The 16,108-nt window shown below is 31.1% G+C and carries 15 protein-coding genes and 2 pseudogenes; 8 read left to right on the plus strand and 9 right to left on the minus strand.

Annotated features, from left to right (window positions below):
• Nucleotides 1-74 precede the first annotated feature (74 nt).
• The gene (locus tag AC0L4B_RS05250) at nt 75-365 is read right to left on the minus strand and encodes an HU family DNA-binding protein (protein ID WP_028283181.1); all 291 of its coding nucleotides are present in this window, start codon (nt 363-365) and stop codon (nt 75-77) included.
• A gap of 137 nt (nt 366-502) precedes the next feature.
• Here AC0L4B_RS05250 and mutY point away from each other — a divergent pair.
• From mutY to gldD, 4 genes and pseudogenes are all read left to right on the plus strand, one after another.
• Nucleotides 503-1,599: pseudogene (gene mutY / locus AC0L4B_RS05255) on the plus strand (A/G-specific adenine glycosylase).
• 34 nt (nt 1,600-1,633) lie between these two features.
• Nucleotides 1,634-2,077, plus strand: a complete 444-nt coding sequence (locus AC0L4B_RS05260) for a single-stranded DNA-binding protein (RefSeq protein ID WP_473438853.1) — start codon at nt 1,634-1,636, stop codon at nt 2,075-2,077.
• A 9-nt stretch (nt 2,078-2,086) separates the two neighbouring features.
• On the plus strand, nt 2,087-3,391 hold the full coding sequence (locus tag AC0L4B_RS05265) for a gliding motility-associated protein GldE (RefSeq protein ID WP_473438854.1): 1,305 nt from the start codon (nt 2,087-2,089) through the stop codon (nt 3,389-3,391).
• A 35-nt stretch (nt 3,392-3,426) separates the two neighbouring features.
• On the plus strand, nt 3,427-4,005 hold the full coding sequence (gldD, locus tag AC0L4B_RS05270; RefSeq protein WP_473438855.1) for a gliding motility lipoprotein GldD: 579 nt from the start codon (nt 3,427-3,429) through the stop codon (nt 4,003-4,005).
• 149 nt (nt 4,006-4,154) lie between these two features.
• Here gldD and AC0L4B_RS05275 read toward each other — a convergent pair whose 3' ends face one another.
• The 3 genes from AC0L4B_RS05275 to AC0L4B_RS05285 form a co-directional block, all read right to left on the minus strand.
• Entirely contained in the window at nt 4,155-4,760 is a 606-nt protein-coding gene (locus AC0L4B_RS05275) for a hypothetical protein (protein ID WP_473438856.1), read from the minus strand.
• Nucleotides 4,761-4,809: 49 nt separating this feature from the next.
• Nucleotides 4,810-5,250 carry a transposase gene (locus AC0L4B_RS05280; RefSeq protein ID WP_473438857.1) on the minus strand — a complete coding sequence of 147 codons (441 nt, stop codon included), beginning with the start codon at nt 5,248-5,250 and terminating at the stop codon, nt 4,810-4,812.
• A 433-nt stretch (nt 5,251-5,683) separates the two neighbouring features.
• Complete coding sequence (locus tag AC0L4B_RS05285) at nt 5,684-6,550, minus strand: DUF5063 domain-containing protein (protein ID WP_473438858.1); 867 nt, start codon at nt 6,548-6,550, stop codon at nt 5,684-5,686.
• Nucleotides 6,551-6,909: 359 nt separating this feature from the next.
• Between AC0L4B_RS05285 and AC0L4B_RS05290 the strand changes: the two genes are divergently transcribed.
• Entirely contained in the window at nt 6,910-7,881 is a 972-nt protein-coding gene (locus tag AC0L4B_RS05290; protein ID WP_473438859.1) for an IS110 family RNA-guided transposase, read from the plus strand.
• Nucleotides 7,882-7,926: 45 nt separating this feature from the next.
• Here AC0L4B_RS05290 and AC0L4B_RS05295 read toward each other — a convergent pair whose 3' ends face one another.
• The 3 genes from AC0L4B_RS05295 to AC0L4B_RS05305 all read right to left on the minus strand — a co-directional run bounded on the left by AC0L4B_RS05295 (nt 7,927) and on the right by AC0L4B_RS05305 (nt 10,219).
• The gene (locus AC0L4B_RS05295; RefSeq protein ID WP_473438860.1) at nt 7,927-8,544 is read right to left on the minus strand and encodes a hypothetical protein; all 618 of its coding nucleotides are present in this window, start codon (nt 8,542-8,544) and stop codon (nt 7,927-7,929) included.
• A complete protein-coding gene (xerA, locus tag AC0L4B_RS05300; RefSeq protein ID WP_473438861.1) occupies nt 8,522-9,721 on the minus strand; it encodes a site-specific tyrosine recombinase/integron integrase in 1,200 nt (399 codons plus the stop codon). Before xerA ends, AC0L4B_RS05295 begins: the two co-directional genes overlap by 23 nt.
• Before the next feature lie 93 nt (nt 9,722-9,814).
• The gene (locus AC0L4B_RS05305; RefSeq protein ID WP_473438862.1) at nt 9,815-10,219 is read right to left on the minus strand and encodes a heavy-metal-associated domain-containing protein; all 405 of its coding nucleotides are present in this window, start codon (nt 10,217-10,219) and stop codon (nt 9,815-9,817) included.
• A gap of 99 nt (nt 10,220-10,318) precedes the next feature.
• On the opposite strand from AC0L4B_RS05305, the pseudogene AC0L4B_RS05310 reads away from it, so the two are divergent.
• Nucleotides 10,319-11,173 (plus strand): annotated as a pseudogene (locus AC0L4B_RS05310) (DMT family transporter); the annotation flags it as partial.
• 74 nt (nt 11,174-11,247) lie between these two features.
• Here the strand turns inward: AC0L4B_RS05310 and AC0L4B_RS05315 are convergent.
• Both AC0L4B_RS05315 and AC0L4B_RS05320 read right to left on the minus strand, forming a co-directional pair.
• Nucleotides 11,248-13,320 (minus strand): M16 family metallopeptidase, encoded by a 2,073-nt coding sequence (locus AC0L4B_RS05315; protein WP_473438863.1) that lies wholly within the window; start codon nt 13,318-13,320, stop codon nt 11,248-11,250.
• A 19-nt stretch (nt 13,321-13,339) separates the two neighbouring features.
• A complete protein-coding gene (locus AC0L4B_RS05320; RefSeq protein ID WP_473438864.1) occupies nt 13,340-14,674 on the minus strand; it encodes a M16 family metallopeptidase in 1,335 nt (444 codons plus the stop codon).
• 193 nt (nt 14,675-14,867) lie between these two features.
• Between AC0L4B_RS05320 and AC0L4B_RS05325 the strand changes: the two genes are divergently transcribed.
• A complete protein-coding gene (locus AC0L4B_RS05325) occupies nt 14,868-15,320 on the plus strand; it encodes a DUF4199 domain-containing protein (RefSeq protein WP_473438865.1) in 453 nt (150 codons plus the stop codon).
• Nucleotides 15,321-15,417: 97 nt separating this feature from the next.
• Nucleotides 15,418-16,065 (plus strand): 50S ribosomal protein L21, encoded by a 648-nt coding sequence (rplU, locus tag AC0L4B_RS05330; RefSeq protein WP_473438866.1) that lies wholly within the window; start codon nt 15,418-15,420, stop codon nt 16,063-16,065.
• Nucleotides 16,066-16,108: the final 43 nt, after the last annotated feature.

Consider the following 16,108-nt stretch of genomic DNA (forward strand, 5'->3'; position numbering starts at 1 on the left):
GTGTCTTTTACGTTTCTTACCACTTGGCATAGGGTTAATGTTTTTAAATTAATAATTCGTTTATAATAATAAATTTACTTTACGTCTACGTTAGTTTTTACACCCTCTACAAATACTTTTGCAGGTTTAAACGCTGGTATGTTATGAGCAGGAATCTTGATAGTCGTATTTTTTGAAATATTTCTTCCTGTCTTTTCTGCTCTTGTTTTAATGATAAAGCTACCAAAACCTCTAAGGTATACATTATCACCACCTTCTAAAGATGTTTTAACTTCTTCCATGAAAGTCTCTACAGTTGCCTGAACATCTCCTTTTTCTATTCCTAATTTTTCAGAAATCTTTGTTACTAAATCAGCTTTAGTCATTTTCTTTTCTTGTTTGCGTTATTAATTTTTCTAAGGGTTGGCAAATATAGTCATTTAATATTCAATATTTCAAACCTAATTCATTAAAATTTAATGTGATAAACTTTACTTTTGCTTTTCTTACTTTTTTCTACTTAATGAACATTTCTAAACAACTAATTAATTGGTATACAGATAATAAACGAGATTTGCCTTGGCGAAACACCACAAACCCTTATTTTATTTGGCTTTCCGAAATCATTTTACAACAGACACAAGTCGTACAAGGACGTCCTTATTATGATAGTTTTACCGCTACTTTTCCTACTGTATATGACTTAGCCAATGCCGAAGAACAAGAAGTGTTAAAATTGTGGCAAGGACTAGGATATTACTCCAGAGCACGAAATTTACATGCTTCTGCTAAGTATATTGTCAAAGAATTGGACGGAAAATTCCCTAATACCTTTGATCAAATTATAAAATTAAAAGGTGTAGGTGATTATACAGCAAGTGCAATAGCCTCTATTTGTTTTAATGAAGTTACTGCTGTTGTAGATGGAAATGTGTACAGAGCATTGTCTAGAATTTATGGAATCGACACACCTATTAATACAAGTAAAGGTTTTAAAGAATTTAAAACTTTAGCACAACAACTAATGGATCCTAAACAACCTGCAACTTTTAATCAAGCCATAATGGAGTTTGGTGCAAGGTTGTGCAAACCTAAAAATCCAGATTGTAATAGTTGTCCTTTTAATACTATATGTATAGCGCTTCAAAAAAATATAATAAGTGATTTACCAGTCAAGCTGAAAACGGTAAAGGTCAAAAAAAGTATTTTAATTTTATTGTAACCTTGTCAAGAGACAATAAAACCATTTTAGAACAGCGTACAGGAAGTGGTATTTGGCAAAACTTATATCAATTTCCGTTAATTGAAACATATAAAAGCCCATCACATACTATAATTGAATCGCAGATTAAAAACCTTGATGTATTTAAAGGTCGTAATATAGAGTTGTCATTATATAATGATAAGGCAATTATTCATAAACTATCACATCAACATTTATATACTAAGTTTTGGATTGTTAATTTAAATGACGATTTAGAATCAGGTATATTATTTGATGAAATAACAAATTACCCTGTTCCTATATTAATAGGTAATTTTATAGAAAAATTTAATTTTAAAACCTTAACAGGTCTGACTTGGTTATTTTTTCTTAAATTTATTTACATTGACGTGTAAAGCTGTAATTTTGTATCAGTAAAACAATAAATTTATGTCAGGAACATTAAATAAAGTAATGCTAATTGGGCATTTGGGAGATGAAGTTAAAATGCACTATTTTGAAGGAGGTGGTTGCGTGGGACGTTTTCCGTTAGCTACTAACGAGACTTATGTTAGTAAGCAAACTAACCAACGTGTGACTAATACAGAATGGCATAATATAGTTGTCCGCAATAAAGGAGCAGAGGTATGTGAAAAATACCTTACCAAAGGAGATAAAGTATATGTGGAAGGACGTATTAAAACCAGAAAATGGCAAGACGAGTCTGGTAACGATCGTTATAGTACAGAAATACAGGTGTCTGATTTTACATTTTTAAGTACAAAACGTGATCCAGAAGCAGCACCACAACCTAATACAACACAGCAAACCCAACAAAATATACAAAACACATCGCCAAAACCTGTATCCAGTGACGACGATCTTCCGTTTTAATAATTAATTATGGACCCAGAACCCACGAGTTTTTTAGCATTTATTCAAACAGATAACCTAAATATTATATTTGGCTTTGTACTTTTAATAGTACTATTAATTTGTTCTGCAATGATATCTGGAGCAGAAGTTGCATTGTTTTCGTTAACAAAATCAGATTTAGAAGACGAAAATCTACAGGATAAAAAACAAATACAAATACTATCCAAATTATTAGCTCGTCCCAAAAAACTATTAGCCACCATCTTAGTTGCAAATAACTTTATAAATATTGGTATAGTAATATTGTTTGCCTTTTTAGGTAATTATATGTTTGCTAATATTATTTCACCAGTAGCTAAATTTATACTAGAAGTGGTTGTAGTAACTTTTTTGATATTACTTTTTGGTGAAATTTTACCCAAAATATATGCCAGTCGCAATAACTTAAAGTTTTCAACTTTTATGGCTTATCCATTACGCGTGTTGGATGTATTGTTTGCTCCTTTAAGTTTACCCATGAGAAGTATAACCTTAGGTATACATAATAGGTTAGGAAAACAAAAGTCAAATATTAGCGTAGACCAATTATCACAAGCATTAGAGCTGACAAGTGAGTATGATACTACTAAAGAAGAACAAAAAATACTACAAGGTATTGTTAGCTTTGGTAATACAGATACTAAGCAAGTCATGCAACCACGTATTGATGTATTTGCTTTAAATGTAGAACAGCCATACGACCAAATTATACCAGATATAATAAGTAACGGTTATTCTAGAATACCTGTTTATAAAGAAAATATGGACACTATAATAGGTGTGTTATACGTCAAGGATTTATTACCATACATAGATCAGAAAAACTTTGACTGGACCACTTTATTAAGAGAACCATTTTTTGTTCCTGAAAACAAAAAATTGGATGACTTGATGGCAGAGTTCCAAGAGAAAAAGGTGCACTTAGCTGTAGTGGTTGATGAGTATGGTGGGACTTCTGGATTGGTGTCTTTAGAAGATATAATTGAAGAAATTGTTGGTGATATTAGTGACGAGTTTGATGATGAGGACTTAATTTATTCTAAACTTGATGACAAAAATTATGTTTTTGAAGGAAAAACAGCTTTAAAAGATTTTTATAAAATTATAAAACTTGAAGACGATACCGTTTTTGAAGATAATAAAGGTGAAGCTGAAACTATAGCTGGTTTTATTTTAGAAAATTCTGGTGGATTTCCTAAAAGAAACAGTAAAATCAATTTTGAAAACTACATATTTACTATTGAAGCTTTAGATAAAAAACGCATCAAGAGAGTTAAAATAACATTACCATAAAATATAAAGCTACATGAAGTAGCTTGGTCTTATCTATGAAAAATATAATTCTATTCTTACTAATTTTTGTCACATTAACTAGTTGTGGTAATGACCCATTACCAAAACCAAAAGGATATTTACGCTTAGAGTACCCTAAGGCAGAATATACTAGTTACAATAAGAGTTTACCATTTACATTTGATAGAAATACCTTAAGTGATACTATTAAGTTTAAAAGCTTACAAGACAATGTAACAAGTTTTGGTTTAAACATCGAGTATAAAAAATTAAAAGGGACCATTTACCTAACTTATAAAGCTATTGATGGTCAAGACCGATTGGTTAAATACCTTAAAAATGCGCAAAATTTTACACAAGAGCACACAAAAAAAGCTGATGCTATAGAGGAAGTGGTTTGGGAAAACCCAGAAAATAAAGTTTACGGAATGTTTTATGAAGTAGGAGGTAATGCAGCATCACAATCACAGTTTTATATTACAGATAGTATCAATCATTTTTTAACAGGATCACTTTATTTTTATGCAAAGCCTAACTATGACTCGATATTACCTGCAGCAAATTACTTGCAAAAAGATATCAAACGCATCATGGAAAGTGTAAGGTGGCAATAAATAAGTTTTATTGTGTTTTAGGATAGCTATTTGTGCTTCAGTTTATTCAAATTTTTCTACATGAAGCAATTGCTAATACTCTATTTTTAATTAAAAATTCAACCATTAGTTTTTACTTGTTTTTTACCACAGTACTTTGTTGTAAGCAGTTATTCTTTTTTTAATTCAGGTAATTCAAAATTTAATGTTCCTTCAAAATACGAACTCCTCCAACCTCCTAATTCAACTCCATTTGGACCATTCCAACTGTCTTTAGTCATTTCGTAAATCTTAAAACCTATTTTATCCCATAAGCTCAAAAATTGTTGGCGAATGTCTTCACTTATTATTTCTTCAGTGTTTTCTATTTCCCATCTTTTGGGAATTGGATATCTACTCCAATTAGGTATCGCTTTATTTAAGATTTTTAAGAAATCAAATTCAGCTTTTTTGAAAGTCAATGAACTAATTTTTTTTGCTAAATTATGTAAGTTATGACCTGACGAAATTTCAGAACTAATTTTTCCATCTTTTAAGTATTCTGGATTTTCGGAAACTAAAAGTCCTTTTATAAGATTTTCTAATGAAAAACCGATGTTCAAGAAATATGGTCTTGAAAGTCCTGGTTTATCTAACCTTTTTGGAAAGCTCAAAACGACTTTTGTTCTTTTTGATTCTTTCCATATGAGTTCGGAAGAATCTCGAAGTTCCTCAGAATATTCCACCCATTGAATTGGATTAGCATTTAAGATATATTCCTTTATTTTATCGTTCATGTATTATACTGAAATAGGTTGACTCTTTTTTAGTTAAAATTCTCGGTTCTTAAATCGTTAGTTCATGTAAATTTACTTTATTTTTTCGATAGGACTTGTATTTGATATTAGGATTTAGATGTACTTCAGCAGGTTTTCTTAGATTCAGGCTAAAATGGGTTCTCAAATTGTTATAAATATAGACCGCTTGTTGTGTCATTTTTTGTGCTAATACAGTGTTTTTAATGTTTTGTTTTAGTCCGTATTCGTATTTAAGAGTTCTGTTAATACGTTCAGCTACTGCATTTTCGTAAGGATCGTATTGTTCAGTCATACTCATTGTCATTCCATTATCTTCAGCAAACTTCGTATATTTGGGGTTGCAGTATTGGAAACCTCTGTCTGAATGGTGAATAAGTTTTTGATTAGGATATTTTCTGTTTTTGATTGCCATAGCTAGCGCATCTGAGCAAAGTGATGTTCTCATATGGTTATCTAGTTTGTAGCCCATAATTTACTTAGAATAGGCGTCTGTGACTAATGCTAGGTAGTTGTGTCCTTTTTCGGTTTTAATGTATGTGATATCGCTAACCCAAAGTAGTTTTGGCAATGTCATATTTTTTTGAAGCTTGGTTATTGGATATCTGAATGCTAAGTATTTGGTCAACGACTAAAAATTTAGTCTCTAAAGTTGCTTTTTGGTAGCTTTTTTTCGCCAGTGTTCATTTTGTGTTTTCATAAGTGACTGTAATTAATTGCTTAATTTTTAGTCAACCTATTTCAGGAAAGTACATTTGGTTAATGTTTGCCAACGGTCTCGGCTATGAGTAGTTGCGTGGTTTAGCACTAAACTTCGCAAGTACAAACCAACTTGAAAATCCGTGAGGATTTTAATAAGTAAGCGAGAACAAGCAATTATTTATAGCCATTGTTGTAACACGTTTTTATTTATTTTTACTTTTATTAATCTGCTCCAATGATAGTATCTTTTTATTTGCTTTCTCAAGTTCCAATTTCAAAGATTCTATTTCAGCGTTCTTTTTAGTCAAATTTTTGTTTATCAATTCCAATACTGATATCTGTTCTTTTTGCCATTCTTTGTCTCCGATAAAGTCCAACACAGCAAAACTTAAAGTTACGATTGATAGTGCAATAACAGAATAAGTCAAAATCGTTGACTTTCTTGAAAATCGGTTATTAGACCTTTTAACTAATTCATTATGGGCTAATGAGGCAATATCTCTGCTACTATTTGCTGAAATACTATTTGTCTCAAGCCAATGAAAAAATCTTTTGCTATGAACATCATAAATAGCTTCGAGCTCTTTATCAGTACTTTTTAATGTTGGTAATTCGTTAGCCATTTCTTTCTTTAAGTCTTTTAATAAGTCAACTAAATGCTGTTCAGAATGAGTTCTCATTGAAAAATCAAAATGCCATAGTGCATCGATTTCACTGGTGTTTTCCATTCTCCATTTTACAGCAAGTAAATCTTTAATAATGTCCGTTAAGTCGTCTAATTCATCTCCACATCCAGTCTCAATGTTCGGTTCCATTTTATTAGAGTCAAGGACAATACTGTACCAATCGAAATCAGGGAAATTTGATTTCACATTCTCTCTTATTGTCTTGTAATCAAATTCAGGTTCTTCATCATAGTCGGTTTCATCAAATTCAAATTCCGTATTTAGATATTCAGAGTAAATTCCAACTAATAGTTTTTTTAAGACATCAGTTTTGTCGGTCAGTTCCACTTTTGGATTGATTCCGAATTCGGTGATTTGGTCTATTAATTTTCTTAATTCACTCAATTTTGATGGTTAGGTTAAATGTGTTACAACGTTTATGTATAAGAATAGTTGCGGGTTTGTATGCGAGGATTTTCCGCAGGAAAATCAGACGTTACAAACACGCAACGACCTTTGATTAAGCACTAAACCGCAATTGTTTTTATACGGCTTAAGTTTGTAATTCATTAAATTAGAAACATAAACAGAAAGTACAAAAGAGAGGAATAAGGTTAATATATACGCAGAGACTATGATCTCGTCAACATTGAAAATCCCCTCTCTTTTTCTACACAGATTTCGTACAGTTCTATGAGGCTTTTAGACCTCGATTTTAAGTCGTTGAAACTCGCGTAGCTTGTCCTTTCAAAAAACATTTTCTTATGAATAAAGATATAAAATATTTTGGACTTGACATCAGTCATTTAGTTTTTGATGTTACAGACTCAGATGGTAATTATTACCAATTTAAAAACAGTATTTCTGGCTTTAAAAAATTCACAAAACTGTTAGATTTTAATAGTCATTGTGTAATGGAAGCTACGGGTTATTATCATTACCAATTAGCTTATTATTTACAAGAAGAAGGTATTAAAGTTTCGGTAGAAAATCCCTTATCCGTAAAACGATTTATACAAATGAAGTTGTCTAAAATAAAGACAGACAAAAGTGACTCTAAGTTGATTTGTGAATATGCCAAAGATGTAAAATTAAAGCTTTGGAAAGGCAACTCAAAACATCAATTAGAATGTCTTCAAATGACCAGACTCCTTGGTGTGTATACAAAACAAAGCACAATGTTAAAAAATAAACTACATGGCGAAGCTGTTTTAGGTAACCCAAGTAAAGTAGTAGTTAGCTCTTTAAAACGCAGTTTAAAACAGGTTGAGAAAGAGCTAAAAATGATAGAAGATAAATTGTTAGTTTTAGTAAAAGAAGTGCATCAAGATGTTTTAACACGCTTAAAAAGTATTCCAGGAATTGGTCCCAAAACATCATTAATGCTAGTGGTTTTAACCGATGGATTTGATCGCTTTACAAGCGGAAGTGAATTGTGTAGTTACGCAGGTTTAACACCAGTGATCCGTCAAAGTGGAAGTAGTGTAAAAGGACGTCCGCGAATTAGTAAAATAGGGAATCAAAAGCTCCGAAATTTATTATTTATGTGCAGTTTTAATGCCTGTAAATATAACCATGCTTGCAAAGCAATATACGATCGATTAGTAGCCAAAGGGAAGAGCAAAAAATTAGCATTAATAGCCGTTTGTAACAAACTATTAAAACAGGCTTTTGCAATAGCAAAATCAGGACTAAGTTATGATAATAATTACAGAAATACTTTATTAAAAAATTAATGAGTTTTTACTTGTTTTTTACCACAATACTTTGTTGGCAAATCGTTATTTTCTTTTCCATTTAACTCCACTCCAAATAATTCCTAATGAAACTAAAATTAAAGCAAAACTCATAAAATTAAATTTCTCATCCGTAAACGATTTGTAAATTGTTCCAATCACAAATAAAATCGACATAATTACAGCAAAGTAATAACCCTGTTTAGATTCGAAAAACGACTTTTTTCTTTCTATTTGTCCGTTATTATATTTCAAGAGTTTTGAGTCAATATTATGGCATAAATTCACAAATTTTTCGGAATTACAGAAATTATCATTTGAGCTTAATCGGACTGTTTTTCCGTTTTTGAGCTTAAATTTTATTCCAGCTCCTTTCATCCAATGAATTTTATAATATTCTAAATTTTTAAAATCAACACTTTTATTATTCCATACCAACTGATTTGATGTTAATTCAAAATCTGAAACTTTTACTATAAACTTCCTTTTTAATAAATAGAAATAAATTCCAGCGAGAACAAGAGCTAAAATTCCTTTTAATAGCCCAAAACTCATAATTCTATTCAACACGAATATTATTCCAGAAAAGACAGCAACTGTTGAACCAAGTAAGTATAGTAATTCAAATTGGTTTGTATATTCAACATTTTCGTATTTCCGCATTGTTTTGTGTAATGTTTGCCAACTGGTTATATAACAACTTTTTTGTTGTTTTATTAGGGTTGTTAAATTTTTGTATTGCTATATCTAAAGGGTTTGAAATTGACATAAGATCTTTTCGTTGTACATGAGTGTATATCATGGTTGTTTCTGGCTTAGCATGACCTAATAGTGATTGGATATATCTGATATCTACACCGTTTTCTAATAAATGTGTCGCGTAGCTATGTCTTAATGTGTGTGGTGTTACAGGCTTGTTTAATTTTGCTTTCTTACAGCTTTTTGTAATAAATTGCCTTACACTTTGTGCACTATATTTACCTTTATTCATGCCTTCAAAAAGATAAATTTTAGGTTTGTAGCTACGGTAATATTCTACAACCATTGCAATAAAGTGATCTGCTATACTTACAATTCTGTCTTTTCTGCGTTTTCCGTTTTGTACATGTATTTGTTTTCTGTCTAGACTGATGTCTTTTAATTGTAAATTAATTAATTCGCTTATCCTTAATCCACTTGAATATAGTAGTGTTATTATTGTTTTGTGTTTTAAGTTATTAGTATTTGAAATTAAATTTAAAATGTCTGCTTGTGATAATACAATTGGTAGCTTTTTTGATTGTTTAGGTCTAGCTAGTTCTAAATTATTTATATCAAGCTTTGGGTAATATAGGACAAATAATTTTAATGCACTTATAAATTGGCGTTGTGTGCTGATGCTGTAATTTCTTTTAATATAAATACCTTCTATAAATAATTCTACATCTTTGTTTGTAACTAAATTTAATCTCGTGTTGTAATATTCTACAAAATCTGCTATTTGTAGTACATAAGTGTCTATAGTGCTTTGGCTGTAACGTTTGCCTTTTAAATATTTATAGAAATTATTTAGCAAGTTTTTATTGAAATCCGATAGATTTCTTATTCTTTTTTCAGGCTGTTTTTGGACTGATATATTTTTGTCGTCAATATTTGCTTTATTTTCTAATACTTTATGGAGAAGGTGTAAATTTTGAGAGGTGTTTTTTATATACCAACTTTTTAAAGTTCTACTCCAAGTAGCATTTGGAATTTTATTTAATATTTTTATTAGAGTAGTGTTATACTTAAAACTAATTTTGATTTGATGTGCTTGTTTGTAATAAATTTTACTTAAAGTAACTGTTGGAAGTTGTTGCATAGAACACTGTTTTGCTTGTTCTAAAATAGTAAAATTAAAACAAAAAAAAGCCTATAGTTATCTAGGCTTTAATTGATTAAGGTTTTTTAAGTGTTATTTTTCTACTGAAGAAAAATGATCTACTGTTTGCATGCCTTTTACTTTGTATGTGTCAGCAACACTAGTTACAGTCGTTTCTAACGAAGCAGGAGTTACAATAGCTTCATCATATTCAACCATAGCTAATTCGCGATCAAAATCTACAACTGCAGATTTTACTCCTTCCATTTTAGCCATTTTTTTCTCGATAGTTTTAGCGCAACCCATAGCACAAGTCATACCTTCAATTTTAAATTCAGCTTTAGCTAATTTTGCATTTGGGTTAATTGCTTTTTTTGTTTCAACTTTAGTACTTGTTGATGCTGGAGCTGTTTTAACTTCTGGCTGTGCTGCGTTTTTACAACTAAATGCAAATACAGAAACTATAGCTACTACTAATATGTGTTTAAATGATTTCATCTTGTATAAAATTAATTGATGTAAGTATTAATACAAAATTACTAAATATTATACTTTTTAAGTTTTAAAATTAGATTTTTGTAGTGTTAAAACTTAGTTATGCAAAATAAAGCGACATCAAAATGGGTGTACTTACTTGTTTTATCTCTTATTTGGGGTACTTCTTTTATATTAATTAAAAAAGCTTTAGTAGGTTTAAATCCCTACCAATTAGGTGCTTTAAGGACTTTAATTACGGGTTTGTTTTTGTTTGCAGCTGGTTATAAAAATATACGATTTATTAAAAAAGAACAATGGAAATGGATTGCATTATCAGGTTTTGTTGGGTCTTTTATTCCTGCTTTTTTCTTTGCTATTGCTGAAACCGAAATTGATAGTGCTGTAGTTTCTGTATTAAACAGCTTGGTGCCATTAAATACTGTTTTACTTGGAGCTGCTGTTTTTAAAATTGCTAGTACCACAAGACAAGTCATAGGAGTTGTTATTGGTTTTATCGGGACTTCTATATTGATTTTAGAAGGTGCAGATCTTAATCCAAATCAAAATTATTGGTATGCAGGTTTTGTTATTGCTTCAACAGTCATGTATGCTATTAGTGTTAATGTTATAAAACGTTATTTGCAAGATGTAAAGCCTTTAGCTATTGCTGTTGGTAATTATGTTGTGATATTTATTCCGGCTTTAATTGTTTTGTTTTTTACTGAATTTTTTACTGCTGAAAATTTTAATAATCCTGATGTTGCCAAATCTATTGGTTACGTCACCATATTGGCCTTTTTTGGTACGGCTTTGGCTAAAGTTTTATTTAATACTCTGGTCCAAATATCTACTCCAGTTTTTGCATCTTCTGTTACTTATATTATGCCTATTGTGGCTTTAATTTGGGGTTTGCTAGATGGTGAGTCTTTTAGTTGGACTCAAGGTTTAGGAACATTGGTTATACTTTTTGGTGTGTATTTAGCTAATAGAAAAGTAAAAAAATCCGAAGCGTTTAGGCTTCGGACTTTTAAAAATTATATAGATTTTAATTATTCAAAATCTGCATCTGTAACACCTTCGTTTACAACTACATTTTTAATATTCATTGACATGGTTTGTGGACCAGTCATGATAGTTTGTGCATATGGAAACTTAACTCCGTTTACTTCAGAGTAATTGTCATATTTTACTGTTGTTTTAATCTCTTTACCTTGCGCTTCAGTTGTGCTTTCTTCTTGAGTTAATAAGTTTGTTTCAACATTATAATAACGGTAAGAAGCATCTTCACCTTTCATAACTTTTAGTTTGTAGTTATCTGCACCATCAATAGATACAATGCTTTCTAAAGTTACATTAGCCATGTCAAGACCAGTTTCTGGAAATAAATCAGAATCTGCTAATTTAGCAGTTACTTCAGCTTCAGAATAAGGCATTTTCTGACCTTGTTGTTCTCTGTATCCAGTTGTTCCGTTCCATTTAGCCTTCATCATTACCATACCTTGCATAGCAACTTCCATAGACTCTTTATTGTTTTTAGTTTGCTTAATCTCAACGGTCAATGGTGGAGCACCTTGAACAACAAAATCGCCATTCATTTTTACTGTATTAACAGCATTGATTTTCTCTGTACCACCAATAGTGTTAATATAATTATCAACTACTGATTTTGCTGTAACACCTTCAGGAATTGGTTTTGAGAATACTGGTTTGTCTACAGGATTAGCAAATTTGTCAAAATACTTAATAGGGATTCCTGTTGCTTCTAGTCCAGAAATAACTTCGCTACCTTTTCCAACAATAATAATTCTAGCATTTTCTGGCTTAAAATATTTGTTAGCGACACGTTGTACATCCTCTACAGTAACAGCATTTATTTTTGATAAATATGTTTTGTAAAAGTCACTTGGTAAGTTGTTTAATTTAATTCTTAATGCATATCTAGCAATGGTTTGCGGGCTTTCTAAAGCTAAAACAAAATCACCAACATACTTAGCTTTTGCGTTAGCTAAAGCTTCTGCAGTAACAGGTTCTGTTTTAATTTTTTTAATTTCTTTTAATGTCTCTACAACAGCACTATCTGTAACCATGTTACGTACTTCAGCTCCAGCTGTAAATCTTGACGCTCCATAACGAGAAGTTCCAATACCAGAACGTGCACCATAAGTCCAACCGTTTGCCTCACGTAAATTCATGTTTAGGTAACTGCTAAATCCACCACCTAAAATTTTGTTTGCAATTAAAACTGCATGGTAATCAGGATCATTCATTTTAAGCTTAACATTGTTTGTTAATGAAATGTTTGATTGTACAGCATTTGGCATATCCACAAAGTTGATTTGTGTGCTTGCAACGTTTGGATTAGGCTCGATTAAATTTGTTGAAAAATCGATTCCTTTATCCCATTTTTTGAAATACTTTTTAACTTGTTTTTCAACCGTTTTAAAATCTACATCACCAACAATTACTAAGTAAGCATTGTTTGGGTTAAAGTATTTTTGGTAAAACGCTCTAACATTATCAAGGTTGATGTTATTAATTGTTTCTTCTGTAACAAATTCTCCGTAAGGGTGTTTTTTACCATAAGATAAAGCTCCACCAACACGACTAGCTACAGCGTCAACACTTTTAGCATTGCTTTTTAAACCTTCAAGAATACGCTCTTTTTCTTTTTCAAATTCTTCTTGAGAAAATAAAGGATTCATTGCTGCATCTGCCATTAATTCTAAAATACGATCAGAGTATTTTGATAAACCACTTGCATAAGCACCATCAGAGCTAAAACTTAACCTAGCACCTAAAAAGTCAATTTCTTCATTAAAAACATCTTTAGAAATGCTTGTTGTACCATTACCTAACATTGTACCTAGTATTGATGCAACACCAGCTTTGTCACCTTCAGTAATTGGTTGGTTGTCTATTGTTAATGAGTAAGATACTCTTGGTAATTTATGATTTTCTACAATTAAGACTTTAAGTCCATTTTTTAATTCAAATTCTCCAGGGACTTCTAATGTAATTGCTGGAGCAGGACCTGGTTTAGGTTGTTTAGATCTATCTATTTGGGCTGAAGCCGAAATGGATATAAATAATACCGCTAATAAGGCTGTTATTTTTGTTTTCATATCTATTAAAATTTCTTTATTAGTTGTCTTCTTTTTTAGGTAAATACTCTAAAACAACACGTTGATTAGGGTTTAAATATTTTTTAGCTACAGCTTGAATATCTTCTCTAGTAGCTGATCTGTAAATATCAATTTCGGTATTAATTAAATCTACATCTTTATATAACATGTAGTTTGTTGCTAATGAAGCTGCAATACCTTGAACACTTGAATTTGAATTTACAAATTGGTTTTCAAATTTATTTTGAAGCTTTTGGAAATCTTTTTCAGAAATTAATTCTGTTTGAAGTTTAACAACTTCTTCATCCATTTCAGCAAGTAATGTCTCTAAAGATGTTTCGCCTAAAGGTAAACCGTAAATTGCATACACACTATAATCCTGTTGTGCTAGGTTAAAAGCTCCTGCTTGTAAAGCCATTTTTTGGTCGTCTACTAATTTTTTATATAATTTAGAAGATTTACCATCACTTAAGTAAGTAGAAATCATGTTTAAAATATACGAGTCACGCTCAGCAAATCCAGGTGTTCTGTATCCTGTAATAATTGCAGGTATCTGGATGTTTGCATCGTAAAATTTAGCTTCAATAGCTTCTGTAATTGGTGCTTCTTTAGGGAAATTTCTAACTGGTACTTCACCACTTGGGATTTCTTCAAAGTAAAGTTTAGCTAAACGCTTAGCTTCAGCAACATCAATGTCACCAGCAATAACTAAAGCAGCATTGTTTGGTGTATACCACTTTTTAAAGTAAGCTTGAAATTCTTCTAAAGTAGAATCGTCTAAATCAGACATTTCTCCAATGTTTTTGTGTTTGTAAGGGTGTTGTTGAAATAAGTTTTCGCTTACAGCAAATAAAAATTGTCCGTAAGGAGAATTGTCATAACGTAATCTTTTTTCTTCTTTAACAACTTCATTTTGTGTATCAACACCTACTTGGTCAATTACAGGGTGAAGCATACGTTCTGATTCCATCCATAATCCTAATTCTAAATTGTTTGAAGGAAATACTTCATAGTAATATGTTCTGTCTAAAGATGTGTTTGCATTGTTGCTTCCACCATTAGATGATACGATTTTAAACCATTCACCACGATCAATATTTTTTGTTCCTTCAAATAAAAGGTGCTCAAAAAAGTGAGCGAAACCAGTTCTTAATCCTGTTTCAGGAGTTCCTCCTAAGTCTTTACCACCAACGTCATACATAACGCCAACTGTTACTACTGGAGCGGAATTGTCTTGATGTAAGATAACGTGTAAACCGTTATCTAAATCTAACTCTTCATACTTAACTTCTTGTGCAGAAGCGGTAAAACCAGCTAAAAGCAAAGCAGCTAATGAGAATAAACTTTTTTTCATGTTTTGATTATTTAATTTATCAGTTTAAGTATTAGTATACCATTGCAAGATTTTGTTACAATGATTTTAACAAAAATAACAATAGATGTACGTATTTACTGCTTAATGTATTAAAAATTAACATCATTTTGTAAAATAATTGTTTTGTTTTTACGAAATTTAAAGGAAGTATTAACCAATAAATCAAATTGTTATGAAAAATATATCGCTGCCAATTCGTTTTGGCTTAGTCATTAGTGCTTGCTTAATAGCCTTCTTTTTAATTTTAGCATTATTTAACTTACATACTAATCCATATTTTAGTTTATTTAATGGTTTTATAACGGGATATGGGATTTATGAAACCATAAAATATTATAAATTACAGCAAGCAGACTATTTTAGTTACACAGGAGGTTTTACAGTTGGTATTGTTGCAGGTTTTATTGCTTCAGTACTATTTACCATTTTTTTTACTTTTTATGCTACCGAAATTAACCCTGATTTTTTAAATCAATTATTAACCGTTTTTAAAAGCGATTACAACGTGCACATAGGCTTAGTCGCTTTTGTTGTTGCAATTATGGGTTTTGCAACTACGGTTGTAATGACGCTAACTTGCATGCAGTTATTTAAAAAGAGTAGAAATATACCTCAAAATGCATAAAACGTTTGTGGATTAATTAATTAGCAGTATATTTGCATCCGTTTTCTAAGGAAAATGAGATTATTTTATACAAATTAATTAATAAAAACGTTACGCTATGTACGCAATTGTAGAGATAGCAGGGCATCAATTTAAAGTTGAAAAAGACCAAAAAGTTTTTGTTAACCGTTTAGCAACAGAAGAAGGACAAAACGTATCATTTGATAACGTTCTTTTAGTAGCAGATGGTTCTAACATTACTGTAGGCGCCCCAGCTATAGGCGGAGCACAAGTAAGTGCAAAAGTCTTAAAGCACCTTCAAGGTGATAAAGTTATTGTTTTCAAAAAGAAAAGAAGAAAAGGTTACCGTGTTAAAAATGGACACAGACAAGCCTTAACTGAAATCGTAATTGAAAATATAGTAGCTTCAGGAGCAAAGCCAGCAGCTAAAGCTGAAAAAGCAGCTCCGAAAAAAGAAACTAAGAAAGCTGAACCTAAAAAAGCTGCTAAAGCTACAGGAAAAGCTGACGATTTAAAGAAAATTGAAGGTATTGGACCTAAAATTGCATCTACTTTAGTAGAAGCTGGGATTAGTACTTTTGCTGAGTTAGCTAAAACTGATGCAGCTAAGATTTCTGAAATCATTGCAGGTGTACGTGGTAATCACGTGACTGATACTTGGCCAGCACAAGCTCAAATGGCTGCTGATGGTAAGTGGGATGAGTTAAAGAAATGGCAAGACGAATTAGATGGTGGTAAAGCATAATTGCTAAATCACTTTAAGTATAACAATTTAAAAACTTAAGATC

Source organism: Olleya sp. NP1-10 (assembly GCF_055804415.1).

Excerpts from the sequence above, each read along its gene's own strand:
- AC0L4B_RS05325 (WP_473438865.1), top strand. The coding sequence starts at position 14,868 with ATGAAAAATATATCGCTGCCAATTCGTTTTGGCTTAGTCATTAGTGCT.
- AC0L4B_RS05295 (WP_473438860.1), bottom strand. The coding sequence starts at position 8,544 with ATGCGGAAATACGAAAATGTTGAATATACAAACCAATTTGAATTACTA.
- AC0L4B_RS05315 (WP_473438863.1), bottom strand. The coding sequence starts at position 13,320 with ATGAAAACAAAAATAACAGCCTTATTAGCGGTATTATTTATATCCATT.
- AC0L4B_RS05265 (WP_473438854.1), top strand. The coding sequence starts at position 2,087 with ATGGACCCAGAACCCACGAGTTTTTTAGCATTTATTCAAACAGATAAC.
- gldD (WP_473438855.1), top strand. The coding sequence starts at position 3,427 with ATGAAAAATATAATTCTATTCTTACTAATTTTTGTCACATTAACTAGT.
- AC0L4B_RS05290 (WP_473438859.1), top strand. The coding sequence starts at position 6,910 with ATGAATAAAGATATAAAATATTTTGGACTTGACATCAGTCATTTAGTT.
- xerA (WP_473438861.1), bottom strand. The coding sequence starts at position 9,721 with ATGCAACAACTTCCAACAGTTACTTTAAGTAAAATTTATTACAAACAA.
- AC0L4B_RS05280 (WP_473438857.1), bottom strand. The coding sequence starts at position 5,250 with ATGGGCTACAAACTAGATAACCATATGAGAACATCACTTTGCTCAGAT.
- AC0L4B_RS05275 (WP_473438856.1), bottom strand. The coding sequence starts at position 4,760 with ATGAACGATAAAATAAAGGAATATATCTTAAATGCTAATCCAATTCAA.
- AC0L4B_RS05260 (WP_473438853.1), top strand. The coding sequence starts at position 1,634 with ATGTCAGGAACATTAAATAAAGTAATGCTAATTGGGCATTTGGGAGAT.
- AC0L4B_RS05305 (WP_473438862.1), bottom strand. The coding sequence starts at position 10,219 with ATGAAATCATTTAAACACATATTAGTAGTAGCTATAGTTTCTGTATTT.
- AC0L4B_RS05320 (WP_473438864.1), bottom strand. The coding sequence starts at position 14,674 with ATGAAAAAAAGTTTATTCTCATTAGCTGCTTTGCTTTTAGCTGGTTTT.
- rplU (WP_473438866.1), top strand. The coding sequence starts at position 15,418 with ATGTACGCAATTGTAGAGATAGCAGGGCATCAATTTAAAGTTGAAAAA.
- AC0L4B_RS05250 (WP_028283181.1), bottom strand. The coding sequence starts at position 365 with ATGACTAAAGCTGATTTAGTAACAAAGATTTCTGAAAAATTAGGAATA.